The sequence below is a fragment of the Stappia sp. MMSF_3263 genome, assembly GCF_030733745.1.
Taxonomy (GTDB): domain Bacteria; phylum Pseudomonadota; class Alphaproteobacteria; order Rhizobiales; family Stappiaceae; genus Stappia.
This window is the reverse complement of the sequence record NZ_JASHIK010000012.1, coordinates 83,576-100,028: the sequence shown is the minus strand read 5'-3', so window position 1 is coordinate 100,028 and position 16,453 is coordinate 83,576. Positions and strand designations below refer to the sequence as shown.

The window sequence follows — 16,453 nt, the reverse complement described above, 5'->3', positions numbered from 1 at the left end:
GCCCTTCCCCGATAACCTCTGACGGCACAAGAGATTCCCGCCCGGAGCAGCCAGCGCCCGATGCTCGTCTATGCCGCCAAACGTTTCGCCGGCCTTGCCGCGACGCTGCTCGTCGCGACCGCGCTGGTGTTCCTCGTGCTGGAGGTCATTCCGGGCGACCCGGCGCAGGTGATGCTGGGGATCAACGCGCAGGAGGACACGCTCGCCGCGCTGCGCTCCCAGATGGGCCTCGACCGACCGGCCTGGCTGCGCTACCTCGACTGGATCACGGGCTTTGCCAGCGGGGATCTGGGCACCAGCTACACCTATTCCGTGCCTGTCGCCGATCTCGTCGCGGCGCGCATCACCGTGTCGCTGCCGCTGGCCCTGCTGGCGCTGGCGCTTTCCACGCTCATCGCCATTCCCGTCGGCGTCTATGCCGCCTCCAAGCGCGGCCATTGGCAGGACAGCGGCATCATGGCGCTGACGCAGGTGGGCATCGCCATTCCCAATTTCTGGTTCGCCATGCTGCTCGTCTTCGTCTTCGCGGTGACGCTGCGCCTGGTGCCCTCGGGGGGCTTTCCCGGCTGGGAGGCGGGCATCTGGCCGGCGCTGAAGGCGTTGATGCTGCCGGCGGTGGCGCTCGCGCTGCCGCAGGCGGCGATCCTTGCCCGGGTGATGCGTTCATCCCTCATCGACGCGCTGCACGAGGACTATGTGCGCACCGCCCGCGCCAAGGGACTGACGCGCACGGCCGTGCTGTGGCGGCACGCGGTGCGCAACGCGCTGATCCCGGTGCTGACCATCCTGGGCCTGCAGTTCTCCTTCCTCATCGCCGGCACGATCATCATCGAGAACGTCTTCTATCTGCCGGGCCTCGGCCGGCTGATCTTCCAGGCGATCACCCAGCGCGACCTGATCGTGGTGAAGAGCGTCGTCGTGCTGCTCGTCGCCAGCGTCATTCTCGTCACCTTCCTCGTCGACCTTGCCTACGCGCTCGTCGACCCCAGGCTGCGGAGGCACTGAGGCGATGGCGGGACGAAGCAGCACGCGCGCGGGAACGATCGGCTTTTTGAGAACGCACAAGGCGCTGGCGCTGGGGATGGCCATCGTCGCGCTGGTGCTTGCCGCAGCGCTCGTCTCGCTGGTGTGGACGCCCTACCCGATCGACGTGCTCAGCGTGCCCGACCGGCTGCAGGGCTCCTCGCTCGCCCATCCCTTCGGCACCGACCAGTTCGGCCGCGACATGCTGTCGATGCTGATGGTCGGGGCGCGCACATCGATCGCCGTGGCGCTGGTTGCCGTGGGCATCGGCATCCTCGTCGGCGTGCCGCTCGGACTGGTGGCGGCGGCGCGCGGCGGCTGGCTGGACGAGGGGTTGATGCGGGCAAACGACCTCGTCTTCGCCTTCCCGGCGCTGCTTTCGGCAGTGATGATCACCGCGATCCTCGGACCCGGAGCGGTCAACGCGATCCTGGCCATCGGCATCTTCAACATCCCGGTCTTCGCGCGGGTGGCGCGCGGCGGGGCGCTGTCGCTGAAATCACGGGAATTCGTGCTCGCCGCCCGGGTCGCCGGCAAGGGCGAGATCCGCATCATCGCCGAGCACATCCTGCCCAACATCGCCAACCTCCTGATCGTCCAGGGCACGATCCAGTTCTCACTCGGCATTCTCGCCGAAGCCGGCCTTTCCTATGTCGGGCTCGGCGCACAGCCGCCGCTCGCCTCCTGGGGGCGGATGCTCAACGAAGCGCAGACGATGATGGCCCTCGCCCCCTCGCTGGCGCTCTATCCCGGACTTGCCATCGTTATCACCGTGCTCGGCCTCAACCTGATGGGCGACGGGTTGCGCGACCTGCTCGATCCGCGGCTGAAAAGGCGCGTCGCATGAGCGGCCTCTTCGCCATCGAGGGACTGGATGTGGCGATCCACGGCACGCCGATCCTGAAGGGCGTGTCGCTCGAGATCGCGCGCGGCGAGACATTCGGCCTTGTCGGGGAATCCGGTTCGGGCAAATCGATGACGGCGCTTGCCGCGATGCAATTGCTGCCGCACGGGGCGCAGGCGCGCGGCCGCATCCTGCTCGACGGGGCGGACGTGCTGAGCCTGTCGGAAGCGGCGATGTGCCGGCTGCGCGGACGGCGCATCGGCATGGTGTTCCAGGAGCCGATGACAGCCCTCAACCCGGTCAAGACCATCGGCGAGCAGATCGCCGAAGGGCTGGTGCTGCATCTGCGCCTGTCGCGGGCCGACGCCATGGAGCGCGCCCGGCAACTGCTCGACCGGGTCGGACTGACGCGGGCGAAAGTCGCGCCCGAGCGCTTTCCGCACCAGCTCTCCGGCGGCCAGCGGCAGCGCGTCGTCATCGCCATGGCGATCGCCTGCCGGCCGGACCTCTTGATCGCCGACGAGCCGACGACGGCGCTCGACGTGACCATCCAGGCGCAGATCCTGTCGCTGATCCGCGAAATCGCGGATACCGAGAAGATGGGCTGCCTGTTGATCAGCCACGACCTCGCGGTGGTCGCGGAAATGGCCGACAGGGTGGCGATCATGAAGGACGGCGAGATCGTCGAGAGCGGCCGGACCGCCGCGCTTTTCGCCAATCTCCAACACCCCTATTCGAAGGCGCTGATGGCCGCGTCGAACCACGTGCCGAAGCGCCCGAAGGGGCCGCCGCGCACCCCGGCAAGCCACGGCACCCTGCCGATCCTGAGCGTCCGCGAGCTGGTGCGCAGCTATCCGCAGCCGCGGCGGAGTATTTTCCGCGCCGCCGAGCCGTTCATCGCCGTCGACAAGGTGAGCTTCGAGATCCGCGCGGGGCAAAGCGTCGGCCTCGTCGGGGAATCGGGGTGCGGAAAGTCGACCCTGGCACGCGCCCTGCTCGGCCTCGAGGCCCCCAATGGCGGCACGATCGAGGTGCTGGGGCAGGATCCGAACGCGGCACGCGGCGCAACGCGCGAGGCCGTGCACCGGGCCGTGCAGGTGGTGTTCCAGGACCCCTATGGCAGCTTCAACCCGCGCCACCGGATCGGCCGGGTGGTGGCCGAGCCCCTGCATCTGCTGCGCGGCGAGATCAGCGCGCGCGAAATGCGCGAGCGGGTGGCGGAAGCCCTTGTCGAGGTGGGGCTTTCGGAAGCCGACATGGCGAAATACCCGCACGAATTTTCCGGCGGGCAGCGGCAGCGCGTCGCCATTGCACGGGCGCTGGTGACGCGGCCGAAACTGATCGTCGCGGACGAGCCGGTTTCCGCACTCGATGTCTCGATCCGGGCGCAGATCCTCGATCTCTTCGCCGACCTCAGGGCCCGGCACGGGCTCGCCTACCTGTTCATCTCGCATGACCTCAGCGTCGTGCGGGCGATCACCGATGACGTCATGGTGATGAACGGCGGCAAGATCGTCGAGCGCGGCAAGACGGCCCGCGTCTTCGATCATCCCCGCCACCCCTACACGCGAATGCTGGTCGCGGCCGCACCCCGGCTTGCCGATGCGCTCGCCATCCGGGCGGCCATCGAGGACGAAAGAACAGGACCATGAAACGGCAATGAGCGCGGAACCGGGCCTGCGCCTCGGCATCGACTGGGGCGGCACGAAAATGGAGATCATCGCGCTCGATCACGGCGGCGGCGAGCGCTTCCGCAAGCGCGTGGCGACGCCGCGCGACGACTATGACGGCTGCATCCGCGCGGTGGCCGGGCTGGTCGCCGCGGCGGAAGAGGCAACCGGCGCGCGCGGCACGGTCGGCCTCGGCATTCCCGGCTCTCTGTCGCCGGCGACCGGCCTCGTCAAGAACGCAAATTCCACCTGGATGAACGGCAAGCCGCTGGACCGCGACCTGGAGGGAGCGCTTTCGCGTGCCGTGCGCATCCAGAACGATGCCAACTGTCTCGCCGTCTCGGAGGCGACCGACGGGGCGGGCGCGGGCGCTGCCATCGTGCACGCGATCATCGTCGGCACGGGCTGCGGCTCGGGCATCGTCATCAACGGGCGGGCGCATCGCGGCGCCAACGGCATCGGCGGAGAATGGGGCAACATCCCCGTGCCCTGGATGAGCGCGGAGGAGTTTCCCGGTCCCGAGTGCTGGACCGGCAAGCGCGGCACGATCGACCGGCTGTGCTCGGGCACCGGCTTCCAGTGGGATCATGCCAGGGCGACAGGACTGCAGCTGACCGGCCCGCAGATCATGGCGCGGGCCCGGGCGGGCGAGACGGAGGCGATGGCGACGTTCGAGCGCTACGTCTCGCGGCTCGGGCGGGCGATGGCGATGGTCGCAAACATCCTCGACCCGGACGTCTTCGTGCTCGGCGGGGGCATGTCCAATATCGACGAGCTCTACGAGCGACTGCCGGACGAGATGCGCAAGCATGTCTTTTCCGACCAGTACGATGTGCCGGTGCGCAAGGCAAAGCATGGCGACAGTTCCGGCGTGCGCGGCGCCGCCTGGCTTTGGAACGACGCGGCCTGACGCGGCGGCGGCAAGAGCGGGGCGGACCGGCGCGCCCCTCGCTGCGGCCGGGCTTTCGCCTATATGCAGGTCCGGTTCTGTTTGAACGCCGGTTCTGTTTGAAAGGACGACCGACATGCGCCAGACCTCCCTGCCCGCCATCGCGCTCGGCCTGATCGCTATGCTTGCGAGCGCCGGCCCTTCACGCGCGGAACCGCGCCAATATGCTATCGACCCGGCGCATTTCTCCATCGTCTTCAATGCCGTCCATATCGGCTACGCGCCAACCTGGGGCATGTTCCTGAAGGGCAAGGGCAATTTCACCTTCGACGAGGACACGCGGGCGCTCTCGGACCTCACGGTGGAGATCGAGGCGGCCAGCGTCTTTTCCAACGACGAGCGGCGCGACGGACACCTGCGCTCGAACGACTTCCTCGCGGCGGAGGCACACCCGGCGATCACGTTCGAAATGACGGAGGCACATCCGGAGACGGAGACGCGTGGCAAGATCACCGGTGACCTGACCCTGCGCGGCGTGACGCGGCCGGTAACGCTCGACGTCACGCTCAACAAGATCGGCCCCTACCCGTTCGGTGGCACCCATGTGGTCGGCATCAGCGCCAGAACGACACTCAAGCGCTCGCAGTTCGGCTCGACCTATGCACTGGAGGGCGGGCTCGTCGGCGACGAGGTGGAGATCCGCATCGACCTGGAGGCGATCCGGCAGTAGCGCTCACACGCGGTTGAGCAGGCGGGCGCGGATCGTACCGGACAGATCGCGGATCCCCTCCAGCACCTCGACGGAGTTTGCCACCGGCCCGTCGGCATCGAGCACCACATAACCGATCTCGCCATCCGTCTGGTAATGCTGGGCGGCGATGTTGATCTTCTGGGCGGCGAAGAGATCGTTGAGCTTGCCGAGTTCGCCCGGCGTATTGCGCTGCACCTGGATGAAGCGGGTGTTGCTGGTGCCCTTGGGAAGCTGCACCTGCGGGAAATTGACCGCGCCGATGGTCGAACCGACGTCGGAATACTCCACCAGGCGGCGGGCCACCTCCTCTCCGATGCGCTCCTGCGCCTCTTCCGTCGAACCGCCGACATGGGGCGTCAGGATGACGTTGTCGAGCCCGCGCAGCGGCGAGACGAATTCCTCGTCGTTGGATTTCGGCTCGCTCGGGAAGACATCGACGGCCGCACCCGCCAGATGGCCCGATTTCAACGCATCTGCAAGCGCATCGATGTCGAGCACGGTGCCACGGGCATTGTTGATCAGATAGGCACCCTTCTTCATCGCCGCGATCTCGTCGCGGCCGATCATGCCGCGCGTTTCCGGCGTCTGCGGCAGGTGCAGCGAAACGACGTCGGAGACGGCAAGAAGCTCGCCGAGCGACCCGACCGGCTCGACATTGCCGTGGCGCAGCTTGTCGGTGTGATCGTAGAACACGACCCGCATGCCCATCGCCTCGGCGAGCATGGCGAGCTGCGAGCCGATGTTGCCGTAGCCGACGATGCCGAGCGTCTTGCCGCGCACCTCGTTGCTGCCCGCCGCCGTCTTCAGCCAGCGTCCGGAATGGGCCGCCATCGACTTGGTGAAGGTGCCGCGCACCAGCATGACGATCTCGGCGATGGTCAGTTCGGCAACGCTGCGGGTGTTGGAAAACGGCGCGTTGAAGACCGGCACGCCGCGCCGGTTGGCACCGACGAGATCGACCTGGTTGGTGCCGACGGAGAAGCAGCCGACGGCGACCAGCGTGCCCGCCGCCTTGAGGATTTCCTCGTCGACCTGGGTGCGCGAGCGGATGCCGAGGATATGCACGCCCTGCAATGCCTCGATCAGCGCGGCGCGGTCGAGCGCCGTCTTCATCTGGGTGACGTTCGTGTAACCCGCCTGGGCGAGCACATCCGGCGCGCTCGGGCTGATGCCCTCCAGAAGCAGCCAGCGGATCTGATGCTTGGGGCGCGACAGGCCGGTCTTCATGCGGTCATCCCGGAAACAGAGGAAGGGGTGCGCGAGTCTCGCCCGCGTTGTCGCTCTGGTGCCCTGTCCGGGGGAAAATTTCAACCGCCGCTTTTTGCAATGCACCCGGGCGTTGACCGCTCAGGCCCCCGCACACCAGTCGCGAAGGCGGGCGAGAAAGACCGCCATATGCCGCCTTGTGTCGCCGAATTGTGCCGTCTTTCCATAGGCTTCGACGTCCATGTAGAGGGCCCGGTTGACCTCGATCTGGAGGCAGTGGACGCCGGCCGCCGGATTTCCGTGGCGGCGCAATATCTCCGCACCCTTGAAGGGATCGTTGATGGCCACCGAAAAGCCCAACCCGTCGAGCGCTGCCAGCGCCGCATCGAGAAAGCCGGCAGCGGCACTCGTCCCCTCGCGGTCGGACAGGACGATGTCTGGGCGGGGCGAGTCGGTCGCATCCTCGTGCATGGCATTGGCGACGGGCTGCATCGAATGCAGGTCGAGATGGAAGACCTGACCCGAACCACGCGTCTCATTGAGAAGGCGGGCAAGCGCCTCGTGATAGGGGTGCCAGCAACGGGCCAGCCGCGCCTCGTAGGCGGCGCGCGGCAGCGCTCTTGCCAGCAAGGGCGCGCCGTCGGGCGGCGTCGCGGTCCATACGACACCCTTGCCGAGCCGCGCCTTGGCCGAAGGGGCAAGGGCAAGGCCCGAGGCATCGTCGAGCACCGAGGGGTCCAGATCGTCGAAGGCACGGTTGACGTCGCAATAGATGCGACCGAAGTGTGCCTTCAGCAGCGGCAGACCGAGGGCGGGCGCGTCGCCGAAGAGCTCGTCGACATACATGTCCTCGGCCCGGCGGTATCGCTCCGGCGGCTGGGCAGGGTCGAAATCGGCAGGGTAGAGCGTGCCGGAATGGGGGCTGTCGAGCACCAGCGGCGCGGCAAGACGCCCGGGCCGCAGGACCGAGATCATCGCCTCAGCGGCTGTGTTCTCCGCCTCGTTCGATGTCATGCCGCCCTCACCCGTCGTTCATGTGGCAAGCGGACAGGCGCCCCGGGGCGATCTCGCGCAGGGCCGGCGCCTCGGCGCTGCAGCGCGGCTTGGCATGCGGGCAGCGAGGGTGGAAATGGCAACCCGTCGGCGGGGTAAGGGGCGACGGGATCTCGCCCTTGACCGGCTGGAAGATGCGTTTCCGCGTATCGATGCGCGGCACCTCGTCGAGCAGCGCCCGGGCGTAGGGGTGGTTCGGATCGGCGAAGAGCTCGGCCGCCGGCGCGCTTTCCACGACGCGGCCCAGATACATGATCACCACCCGGTCGGCGAGGTGTTCGACGACGCCAAGGTCGTGGGAGATGAACAGGTAGGTCAGCCCCAGATCCTCGCGCAGGTCCATGAACAGGTTGAGCACCTGCGCCTGGATGGAGACGTCGAGCGCGGCGATGCTCTCGTCGCAGACAAGAAAGTCCGGCCGCACCGCCAGCGCCCTTGCAATGCCGATGCGTTGGCGCTGGCCGCCGGAGAACTGGTGCGGATAGCGGCTCTTGATGGCCGGATCCAGCCCGACGCGCAGCAGCATGGCGTCGACATAGTCGGAAACCTCTTCCCCCGACACCAGTCCATGGACGCGCGGCGCCTCGCCGACAATGTCGCGCACCCGCATGCGCGGATTGAGCGAGGACATCGGGTCCTGGAAAATCATCTGGATCTTCAGCGTCGCATCGCGCCGCTCCGCGCCGGACATGGTGGCAACATCGCGGCCGCGCCAGAGAACCTTGCCGGCGCTCGGCGCATGCACGCCGGCAACGACCCGGCCGAGGGTCGATTTGCCGCAACCGCTCTCGCCGACGAGGCCGACGACCTCACCCTCGCGAATGCCGAGCGAAACGCTGTCGACCGCGTGAACCACTTCCTCCCGGCGATTGCCGCCGAGCAGGTTGACGATCTTCTCGGCCGCGTCGAGGCGGCGGACGAAGCGCTTGGAGACGTCTTCAAGCGCAAGCAGCGGCGCGTCGCTCATGCGGCACCTCCGGTGGCGGTCTCGGCAAGATGCGGATGATGGCAACGGGCACCGCGTCCGGGCGATAGCTCGGTGAGCGCCGGCATCTCGTTGCAGGCGGCGTCTGCGCGCGGGCAGCGCGCGGCGAAGCTGCAGCCCGGCGGCAGATGCAGGAGCGAGGGCGCCATGCCAGGTATCTGCGTGAGCCTGTGCCCGCGCCGATTGTGGCTCGGCACCGAGCCGATCAACCCGTGCGTATAGGGATGGAAGGGCGCATCGAGCACGGCGTCAACCGGCCCTTGCTCGACGATACGACCGGCATACATGACCGCCACCCGGTCGGCGAGGCCGCCGACGACGGCAAGGTCATGGGTTATCCAGATCATCGCAAGCCCGGTATCGGCGCACAGTTTCTGCACCTCGTAGAGGATCTGCGCCTGGATGGTGACGTCGAGCGCCGTTGTCGGCTCGTCGGCAACGATCACCTCCGGCTCGTTGAGCAGCGCGATTGCAATGGCGACGCGCTGGCGCATGCCGCCGGAGAACTGGTGCGGATAGGCGGCGAGCCGTTCGTCCGGCGAAGGGATGCCGACGCGGGCCAGCGCCTCGCGGGCCCGCTCGCGCGCCGCCTCGCGGGAGATGTCCTCATGCGCGCGGATCGCCTCGATCATCTGCGTGTCGATGCGCAGGACCGGATTGAGCGTCATCATCGGGTCCTGGAAGATCATGGCGATACGCCGGCCGCGCAGGGTGCGCCAGGCCTCCTCCGGCCGGCCGACGAGTTCTTCCCCGCCGAGGCGGATCGAGCCGGAAACGATGCGCCCGGGCGGGTCGACCAGCCCCATCAGCGAGAAGCCGGTGACCGTCTTGCCGGACCCGCTCTCCCCGACAAGGCCCAGCACCTCGCCGCGGCCGAGCGAGAAGGAGACGCCGTCGACGGCCTTCGCGACGCCGGCCTTGGTGAAGAAATGGGTCTTGAGGTCGCTGACCTCGAGCACGGTTTCGCGGATCATCGGGACCTCATTTCTGCAGGCGCGGGTTGAGCACGTCGCGCAGTTGGTCGCCGACCATATTGATCGAAACGATGGTGATCAGGAGGGCAACGCCCGGGAAGACGGCGATCCAGTACTTGCCCGAAAGCATGTATTCGAACCCGTTGGAGATCAGCAGGCCGAGCGAGGGCTCGGTCTGTGGCAGGCCGACGCCGAGGAAGGAGAGCGTCGCTTCGAGCGCGATGGCATGCGCCGTCTGCACGGTGCCCACGACGATCAGCGGCGCGACGCAGTTGGGCAGGATGTGGCGGAAGACGATGCGGGCATGCGAGAGGCCGAGACAGGCGGCCGCCTCCACATATTCGCGCCGTCGCTCGACCAGCGCCGAGGCCCTGACCGTACGGGCGTAGTAGGCCCACTGGGCGATCACCAGCGCGATGATGATCTTGTCGATTCCCTTGCCGAGAATCGCGAGCAGGATCAGCGCGATCAGGACGGCGGGAAGCGACAACTGGATGTCGACGACGCGCATGATCAGGTTTTCGGTGCGCCCGCCCGCATAGGCGGCGAGCAGGCCGACCGTCATGCCGACGATGATGGCGATGACGCCGGAGGCGACGCCGACGGAAAGCGAGATGCGCAGGCCGTAGATGATCGCCGACAGCAGGTCGCGGCCGGCACCGTCCGTGCCCAGCCAGAACGTGTAGCCGTCCATGCTTTGCGCACCTGGCGGCTGGCGCGCGTCGAAGATCGAGACGACGGCCAGGTCGTACGGGTCCTGCGGCGCGATCCAGGGCGCGAGAAGCGCGACAAGGACGATGACGGCGAGCAGCAAGGCCGCACCGACGGCGAGCCGGCTGTCGCAATAGTCGGAGACGAAGCGGCGCAACGGCGTTTCCGCCGCCTTGGGAACCGCGGGCACGGGGTCCGCCCTGGAGGCGGGATCGAGACTGGTCATCGCCGGCTCACTGTCCGCGATCGCCGAGCCGCACGCGCGGATCGAGGATCGAATAGAGGATGTCCACCACCAGATTGATGACGACGAAGAGGAAGACGATCATCACCAGGTAGGCGACGATGATGGGCCGGTCGAGCTGCTGGATCGCCTCGATCAGGAGCTTGCCCATGCCGGGCCATGCGAAGATCGTCTCGGTGACGACCGAGAAGGCGATCAGCGAACCGAACTCCAGGCCAAGCACGGTGACTACCGGAATGAGGATGTTCTTGAGCAGGTGCACGCCGACGATGCGCGGACGCGACAGGCCCTTGGCCCGGGCGAACTTGATGTAGTCCTGGAACATCGCCTCGCGGGTGCCGGCACGGGTCAGGCGGATGACCAGCGAGATCTTGAGCAGGGCCAGGTTGAGTGCGGGAAGCGCCAGATGCCGCAAGCCGTCGAGCGTCAGGAAGGACAGGTGCAGGCCGAAGACCTCGACCGTGTCGCCGCGCCCGGTCGAGGGCAGCCAGCCGAGAATCACCGCGAAGATCATGATCATCATGATGCCAACCCAGAAGGTGGGCAGCGAGAACCCGAGAATGGAACCGGCCATGATCGTCTTGGCCGGAATTCCGTCGGGATAAAGCCCGGCATAAAGACCGAGCGGAATGCCGATGACGACGGCCATCAGAAGCGCCGCGAAGGCAAGCTCGAGCGTTGCCGGCATGCGCTGCAAGATCAGGCCCAGCGCCGGCTCGCCGAAGATGAACGACTGGCCCAGATTGCCCCGCACGGCATTGGTCATGAAGATCCAGAATTGTTCCCAGATCGGTCGGTCGAGGCCGAGCGCGCGGGTGACGTTCTCGATGTCGGCCTGATCCATGTCCGGGGTGATGAACATGTAGACCGGATCGCCGACCAGATGGACACCGAAAAAGACCAGCACCGCCATGGCCACCATGACCAGCGCGCTCTGCAGCAGGCGGCGGAGGATAAAGACGCTCATGGCGTGTGCCCTGTTCTCACCGGGCCCGTTGCCCGGCCCGCGACACGAAAGACGACGAGGGAGCCGCAGGGATCACCGCGGCTCCCGATGTCGTGTCGGGTTACTCCTTCACCACGCCATAGGCGACCGTGTATTCATCCGTACGCGGGATGTACTTGAGGCCGGCACGGCTCGCCCAGGTGTTGACCTGGTAGTGGATCGGGATGATCGCCAGTTCGCCGATGGCAAGCTCGGTCGCCTCGGCCAGCAGGCCGGCACGCTTCTCGTCATCGACCTCGGCCAGCGCCGCCTCGATCAGCTTGTCGACTTCCGGATTGGAATAGCGACCGCGATTGGCGGTGCCCATGCCCTTGTCCTTGTCATAGGAAGCGATGAGCGCACGCAGCGGCGAGGACGCCTCGCCCGAGCCCGCGCCCCAGCCGACAAGGATGAGCGAGAATTCCGGCAGGCCGTCGGCGCCCGTCGAGGCACGGGTGAAGTAGACCGAGCGCGGCATCGTCTCGACCTGGGTCTTGATACCGACGCGCGTCAGCATCTGGGCGATGGCCTCGGCGATCTTGGCATCGTTGAGATAGCGATCGTTCGGCCCGTGGATGGTCAGCTCGAACCCGTCGGGAAGACCTGCCTCCGCCAGCAGCGCCTTGGCGCCTTCCGCGTCATAGGGCTCCGGCCCGAGCTTGTCCGACACGCCGAAGAAGCCCTCGGGGAGCAACTGGCCGGCGGGAATGGAAAGCCCTTCCATGACGCGGTCGCGGATCAGCTCGCGCGAGATCGCCTTCGACAGCGCCTTGCGAACCTTGAGGTCCATCAGCGGGTTCTTGATGTCGCCCCCGCCATTCGCCTTCACGAAGGGCGAGTTCTCGCGGAAATGATCGAGATGCAGGTAGATGACGCGGTTCGACACGCCCTGCGAGAGCACGACATTGTCGCGGCCCTTGAGCGTCTCGATGTCGGTCGTCGGCACGCCGTTGATCATGTCGACATCGCCGGCCAGAAGCGCCGCGACCCGCGAGGGGCCGGACTTGATCGGCTTCAGCGTGACCTTGTCCCAGATCGGCTTGTCGCCCCAGTAGTCGGCATTGGCTTCCAGGACGATGCGGTCGCCGGGTACGTATTCGGCGAACTTGAACGGTCCGGTGCCGGCCGCCGCCTTGCCGGAATTGTAGTCCTCGGTCGCCCCGTCGCAGCCGCCCTCGTTGGAGACGATCGCCACATTGCCGAGATCGTTGACCATCACCGGATAGGGGGAATCGGTCTTCACGTGAACGGTGTAATCGTCGACCTTCACGAAGGTCTTGCCCTTGGTGTAGGTGCCGAAGCCGGCCGGCGAGTTCGGCACGTTGGGCGCGCGCTCGAAGGTGCAGATCACGTCGTCGGCATTGAAGTCCGTGCCGTCGTGGAACTTGACGCCCTCGCGCAGCTTGAATTCCCAGGTGGTGCTGTCGATGGGCTTCCAGGAAACGGCAAGGCCCGGCTTGAAGTTCTGCCGCTCGTCCGGATTGGCGAGCCGGTCGAACATCATGAAGCCGAGCTGGTTGTTCGGCCCCAGATTGTGGAAATGCGGATCAATCGAGGTCGCCTCGGAATCAAGGCCGATCACGATCTCCTCGGCGGCCGCGGAAGCGGAGCCCACGGCAACGGCGCACGCCGCCCCCATGAGCGCGCGCACGAGCGGCGTCCTGGTGAATTTCATCTGGTCAACTCCCCTCTGGATCCCTGGAAGCTTGTGCAGGCGGGGCGGGATCGACACGGTCCCCGTCTGGTGCCTTTTGCGGATTGGCTGCCGCCATCCATGGCTTGTGGGAAAGGCTATTATGCGTTTATATGATCGACAAACGAAAAACGATAACCTAAACGCATAGACCTATTCCCGTGACAAATACAGAGGTTATGGATCAGCCGGGGTTCCGGCAAGTCGGCAGCAGCGGAAACCGCAACGGGCTGACGCTTCGCGAGCTCGAAGTGCTGCGCGCGGTCATCACCGAGGGCAAGACGACGGCGGCCGCCCACAGGCTGGGGATATCCCAACCGGCGGTCAGTCGCGCGATCGCGCAGCTCGAAGCGCGGCTCAACCGGCAGCTTTTCCACCGCAGCGGAAACAGGATCCAGCCGACGTCGGAAGGGCTTGCGCTCAACGAGCAAATCGAGCCGATCTTCGCCACCCTCGCCCGGCTCGACGCCACCGACAGCGAGGACACCAATCCCAAGCGCCTGCGCATCGCCGCGCCGCCGACCCTCTCGCACCGGCTGCTGACCCGACTGATCGCCGGGTTCCTCAAGGAAAACCCGGAAGCCTCGGTGCATCTGGAGATCGGCATGTCGATCAATGCCACGGCGGCGGTCGCGGACGAGAACGCGGACCTGGGCATCAGCGACACGCGCACCCGGCATGACGGGCTGCGCATGTATCCCTTCCGCCATGCCATCGCCCATGCGGCGATCCCGGCCGACCACCGGCTGGCGGACAAGGAAGACATCACGCCGGAAGACCTTGCCGGAGAACCCTTCATCGCGCTGACCCGGCGCTTCCACCAGCGCAATGTCATTGACCGGATCTTCGCCGAACGCGGCATCGAGCGGAAGATCCGCGCCGAGACGGCGACCAGCATCGCCATCTGCGAGCTGGTGCGCGAGGGCATGGGCATCGGCCTCGTCAACCCGTTCCCGGTGAGCCTTCGGCCGCTCGAAGGCGTCGTCTTCCGCCGCTTCACCCCGCGCGTCGACTATCTGACGCAATTCTTCGTGCCCGCCGGGCCGGTCGCCCCGATCGCCCAGCGCTTCATCGAATATGCAAGGCGCGCGGTTCCCGCCGACGCGTATTCGCATCCGGCCTGACCGGATCCAGGAAAGGACCTGACATGCTGCAGCCAGCGGCCCCGCGCTCGGCCGAAATCCTCAAGGACCTGGTCGGTTTCGACACGACCAGCCGCAACTCGAACCTGGCGCTGATCGCCCATGTGGAGGCGTTCTTCGCAAAGCGCGGCGTGGCAACGACCCGCATCCCCGACGAAACCGGCGAGAAGGCCAACCTGATCGCCACGATCGGACCGAAGGACGTGCCCGGCTTCGTGCTGTCCGGCCACACCGACGTGGTGCCCGTCGACGGGCAGGACTGGGCGAGCGATCCCTTCGCCCTCACCTTGCGCGACGGGAGGCTCTACGGGCGCGGCTCCTGCGATATGAAAGGCTTCCTGGCCTGCATCATGGCCAAGGTCGACGACATGCTGGCCGCGGATCTCAAGGCGCCGATCCACTTCGCCTTCTCCTATGACGAGGAAGTGGGCTGCAAGGGCGTGCCCAGCCTGATCGAACACCTGATCGCCACCCATCCGCTCCCGCGCGCCTGTTTCGTCGGCGAGCCGACCGAGATGCAGGTGGTGATCGGCCACAAGGCGAAACGTTCCCACCGCGCCATCGTCACGGGTAGGACCTGCCACTCCTCGCTGGCACCTGAGGGCGTCAACGCGGTCGAGCATGCCGCCCGGCTGATCATGAAGATCCGCGAGATGGGAATCGAGCTGGCGCAGGGGCCCAGCGACCCGCTCTACGACGTGCCGGTGACAACCTCGCATACCGGCACCGTTTCCGGCGGCACGGCGCTCAACATCGTGCCCGACCGCTGCGAACTCTCCTTCGAGTTCCGCGTGCTGCCCGGCGAGGACGCCGATGCGCTGGTCGACGAAGTGATGCGTTTCGCTCGTGAGGTCATCGAGCCGGAGATGAAGGCGCGCGCGCCGGAGACCGGGATCGCCTTCGAACAGATCTCGAGCTTCCCGGGCCTCGACACGGCGGCCGACGCGGAGGTGACCCGGCTGGCCAAACGGCTCGCCGGGCGCAACGACCATGCCAAGGTCGCCTATGGCACGGAAGGCGGGCGTTTCGTCGAGATCGGCGCAATCCCGACCGTCGTCGTCGGCCCCGGCTCGATCGGCCAGGCCCACAAGGCGGACGAGTTCATCGAGGTGTCCGAACTGGTGAAATGCGAGGCCTTTCTCGACCGACTGATCGAGGAAGCCTCGGCCTGATGCGCAGCCGAACTGGCAAGACCCGTTTCAAACCATTGATTGCACGCAGGAAGACACACCCATGACCGACGCCGCCACCCCGCCCGTGCCCCCCGTCGAGCTGGAGAAAACCGACATCACGCCCTATCTCGCCGGCAATACGGGCATTCGCGGCGTCACCACTTTCGACAGCGGCGTCGCCGGTCCGCATGTGGCTGTGACGGCGATCGTTCACGGCAACGAGCTGTGCGGCCCGATCGCGCTCGACTGGCTGTTCGCCAGGGGCGTGCGACCGGTCCGGGGCAAGCTGTCGCTCGCCTTCGTCAATCTCGATGCCTATGACCGCTACGACCCGGCCGATCCCTTCGCCTCGCGCTGGGCGGACGAGGACATGAACCGGCTGTGGCAGGACGAGACGCTGAACGGCGGCGACACGCTGGAGCGCCGGCGGGCGAAGGAACTGCGTCCCTTCATCGACAGCGTCGATCTGCTGCTCGACCTGCATTCGATGCAGAACGCCACGGCGCCGCTCTATATCGCCGGGCCGCTGACCAAGGGCCGGGCGCTGGCACGCGCGGTCGGAACGCCGGCGCTTGTGGTCAGCGACGAGGGACACGCGGCCGGCAAGCGGATGCGCGACTATGCCGGCTTCGGCGATCCGGCGAGCGAGAAAAACGCGCTGCTGGTGGAATGCGGCCAGCACTGGGAAAAGGCGAGCGCCGATGTTGCACTGGAGACGAGCCTTCGCTTCCTGCAGGCGACCGGCGCCGTTGCGCCCGATGCCTTCGCCTCCGAACTGGCGCGCTTCCCCGCCCCCGCCCCGCAAAGCTTTGTCGAGATCGTCGCGCCGGTCACCATCGCAACCGACGACTTCCGCTTCACCGACAATTTCCTCGGCCAGGAAGTGATCGCCAGCGCCGGCACGGTGATTGCCCATGACGGCGGCAAGCCGGTGGTCACGCCGCATGACGACACGGTGCTGATCATGCCCAACCGGCGCCCGGGCAAGGGCCTGACGGCGGTGCGGCTCGGACGTTTCGTCGAAGGCGCCTGAGGCCGCCGTGCCAGGCAGGTTCCGCAGCGCCACTTTCCGCGTTGCGGATGCCGCGCGCATGGGCTACTGAATTTGTCA

General features: G+C 66.9%; 15 protein-coding genes. 8 read left to right on the top strand and 7 right to left on the bottom strand.

The window, feature by feature from the left end; all coding sequences use genetic code 11:
- The first annotated feature begins 60 nt into the window (after nucleotides 1-60).
- From RBB46_RS14395 to RBB46_RS14375, 5 genes are all read left to right on the top strand, one after another.
- The gene (locus RBB46_RS14395; protein WP_306029705.1) at nucleotides 61-1,005 is read left to right on the top strand and encodes an ABC transporter permease; all 945 of its coding nucleotides are present in this window, start codon (nucleotides 61-63) and stop codon (nucleotides 1,003-1,005) included.
- A 4-nt stretch (nucleotides 1,006-1,009) separates the two neighbouring features.
- On the top strand, nucleotides 1,010-1,870 hold the full coding sequence (locus RBB46_RS14390; RefSeq protein WP_306029704.1) for an ABC transporter permease: 861 nt from the start codon (nucleotides 1,010-1,012) through the stop codon (nucleotides 1,868-1,870).
- Nucleotides 1,867-3,519, top strand: coding sequence for an ABC transporter ATP-binding protein (locus RBB46_RS14385; RefSeq protein WP_306029703.1), 1,653 nt, complete (start codon nucleotides 1,867-1,869; stop codon nucleotides 3,517-3,519). The genes RBB46_RS14390 and RBB46_RS14385 overlap by 4 nt, the downstream gene beginning before the upstream one ends.
- A gap of 25 nt (nucleotides 3,520-3,544) precedes the next feature.
- Complete coding sequence (locus RBB46_RS14380) at nucleotides 3,545-4,447, top strand: ROK family protein (protein ID WP_306029759.1); 903 nt, start codon at nucleotides 3,545-3,547, stop codon at nucleotides 4,445-4,447.
- A 115-nt stretch (nucleotides 4,448-4,562) separates the two neighbouring features.
- Entirely contained in the window at nucleotides 4,563-5,156 is a 594-nt protein-coding gene (locus RBB46_RS14375) for a YceI family protein (RefSeq protein ID WP_306029702.1), read from the top strand.
- A gap of 3 nt (nucleotides 5,157-5,159) precedes the next feature.
- On the opposite strand, the gene serA is transcribed toward RBB46_RS14375, so the two are convergent.
- The 7 genes from serA to RBB46_RS14340 all read right to left on the bottom strand — a co-directional run bounded on the left by serA (nucleotide 5,160) and on the right by RBB46_RS14340 (nucleotide 13,010).
- Nucleotides 5,160-6,404, bottom strand: coding sequence for a phosphoglycerate dehydrogenase (gene serA, locus RBB46_RS14370; RefSeq protein WP_306029701.1), 1,245 nt, complete (start codon nucleotides 6,402-6,404; stop codon nucleotides 5,160-5,162).
- 120 nt (nucleotides 6,405-6,524) lie between these two features.
- Complete coding sequence (locus tag RBB46_RS14365; RefSeq protein WP_306029700.1) at nucleotides 6,525-7,397, bottom strand: N-formylglutamate amidohydrolase; 873 nt, start codon at nucleotides 7,395-7,397, stop codon at nucleotides 6,525-6,527.
- Between the two features lie 7 nt (nucleotides 7,398-7,404).
- Nucleotides 7,405-8,403: an ABC transporter ATP-binding protein gene (locus RBB46_RS14360; RefSeq protein ID WP_306029699.1), complete on the bottom strand. Its 999-nt coding sequence runs from the start codon at nucleotides 8,401-8,403 to the stop codon at nucleotides 7,405-7,407.
- Nucleotides 8,400-9,395: an ABC transporter ATP-binding protein gene (locus RBB46_RS14355; RefSeq protein WP_306029698.1), complete on the bottom strand. Its 996-nt coding sequence runs from the start codon at nucleotides 9,393-9,395 to the stop codon at nucleotides 8,400-8,402. The genes RBB46_RS14360 and RBB46_RS14355 overlap by 4 nt, the downstream gene beginning before the upstream one ends.
- A gap of 7 nt (nucleotides 9,396-9,402) precedes the next feature.
- Nucleotides 9,403-10,332 carry an ABC transporter permease gene (locus tag RBB46_RS14350; RefSeq protein ID WP_306029697.1) on the bottom strand — a complete coding sequence of 310 codons (930 nt, stop codon included), beginning with the start codon at nucleotides 10,330-10,332 and terminating at the stop codon, nucleotides 9,403-9,405.
- Nucleotides 10,333-10,339: 7 nt separating this feature from the next.
- Nucleotides 10,340-11,317, bottom strand: a complete 978-nt coding sequence (locus RBB46_RS14345; protein WP_306029696.1) for an ABC transporter permease — start codon at nucleotides 11,315-11,317, stop codon at nucleotides 10,340-10,342.
- A gap of 100 nt (nucleotides 11,318-11,417) precedes the next feature.
- Nucleotides 11,418-13,010 (bottom strand): ABC transporter substrate-binding protein, encoded by a 1,593-nt coding sequence (locus RBB46_RS14340; protein WP_306029695.1) that lies wholly within the window; start codon nucleotides 13,008-13,010, stop codon nucleotides 11,418-11,420.
- A gap of 179 nt (nucleotides 13,011-13,189) precedes the next feature.
- Here RBB46_RS14340 and RBB46_RS14335 point away from each other — a divergent pair, with 179 nt between their 5' ends.
- From RBB46_RS14335 to RBB46_RS14325, 3 genes are all read left to right on the top strand, one after another.
- Nucleotides 13,190-14,152, top strand: coding sequence for a LysR family transcriptional regulator (locus RBB46_RS14335; RefSeq protein WP_306029694.1), 963 nt, complete (start codon nucleotides 13,190-13,192; stop codon nucleotides 14,150-14,152).
- A gap of 23 nt (nucleotides 14,153-14,175) precedes the next feature.
- Nucleotides 14,176-15,342: an acetylornithine deacetylase gene (argE, locus tag RBB46_RS14330; RefSeq protein WP_306029693.1), complete on the top strand. Its 1,167-nt coding sequence runs from the start codon at nucleotides 14,176-14,178 to the stop codon at nucleotides 15,340-15,342.
- Nucleotides 15,343-15,403: 61 nt separating this feature from the next.
- Nucleotides 15,404-16,375, top strand: coding sequence for a succinylglutamate desuccinylase/aspartoacylase family protein (locus RBB46_RS14325; protein ID WP_306029692.1), 972 nt, complete (start codon nucleotides 15,404-15,406; stop codon nucleotides 16,373-16,375).
- The last annotated feature ends 78 nt before the right edge of the window (nucleotides 16,376-16,453 follow it).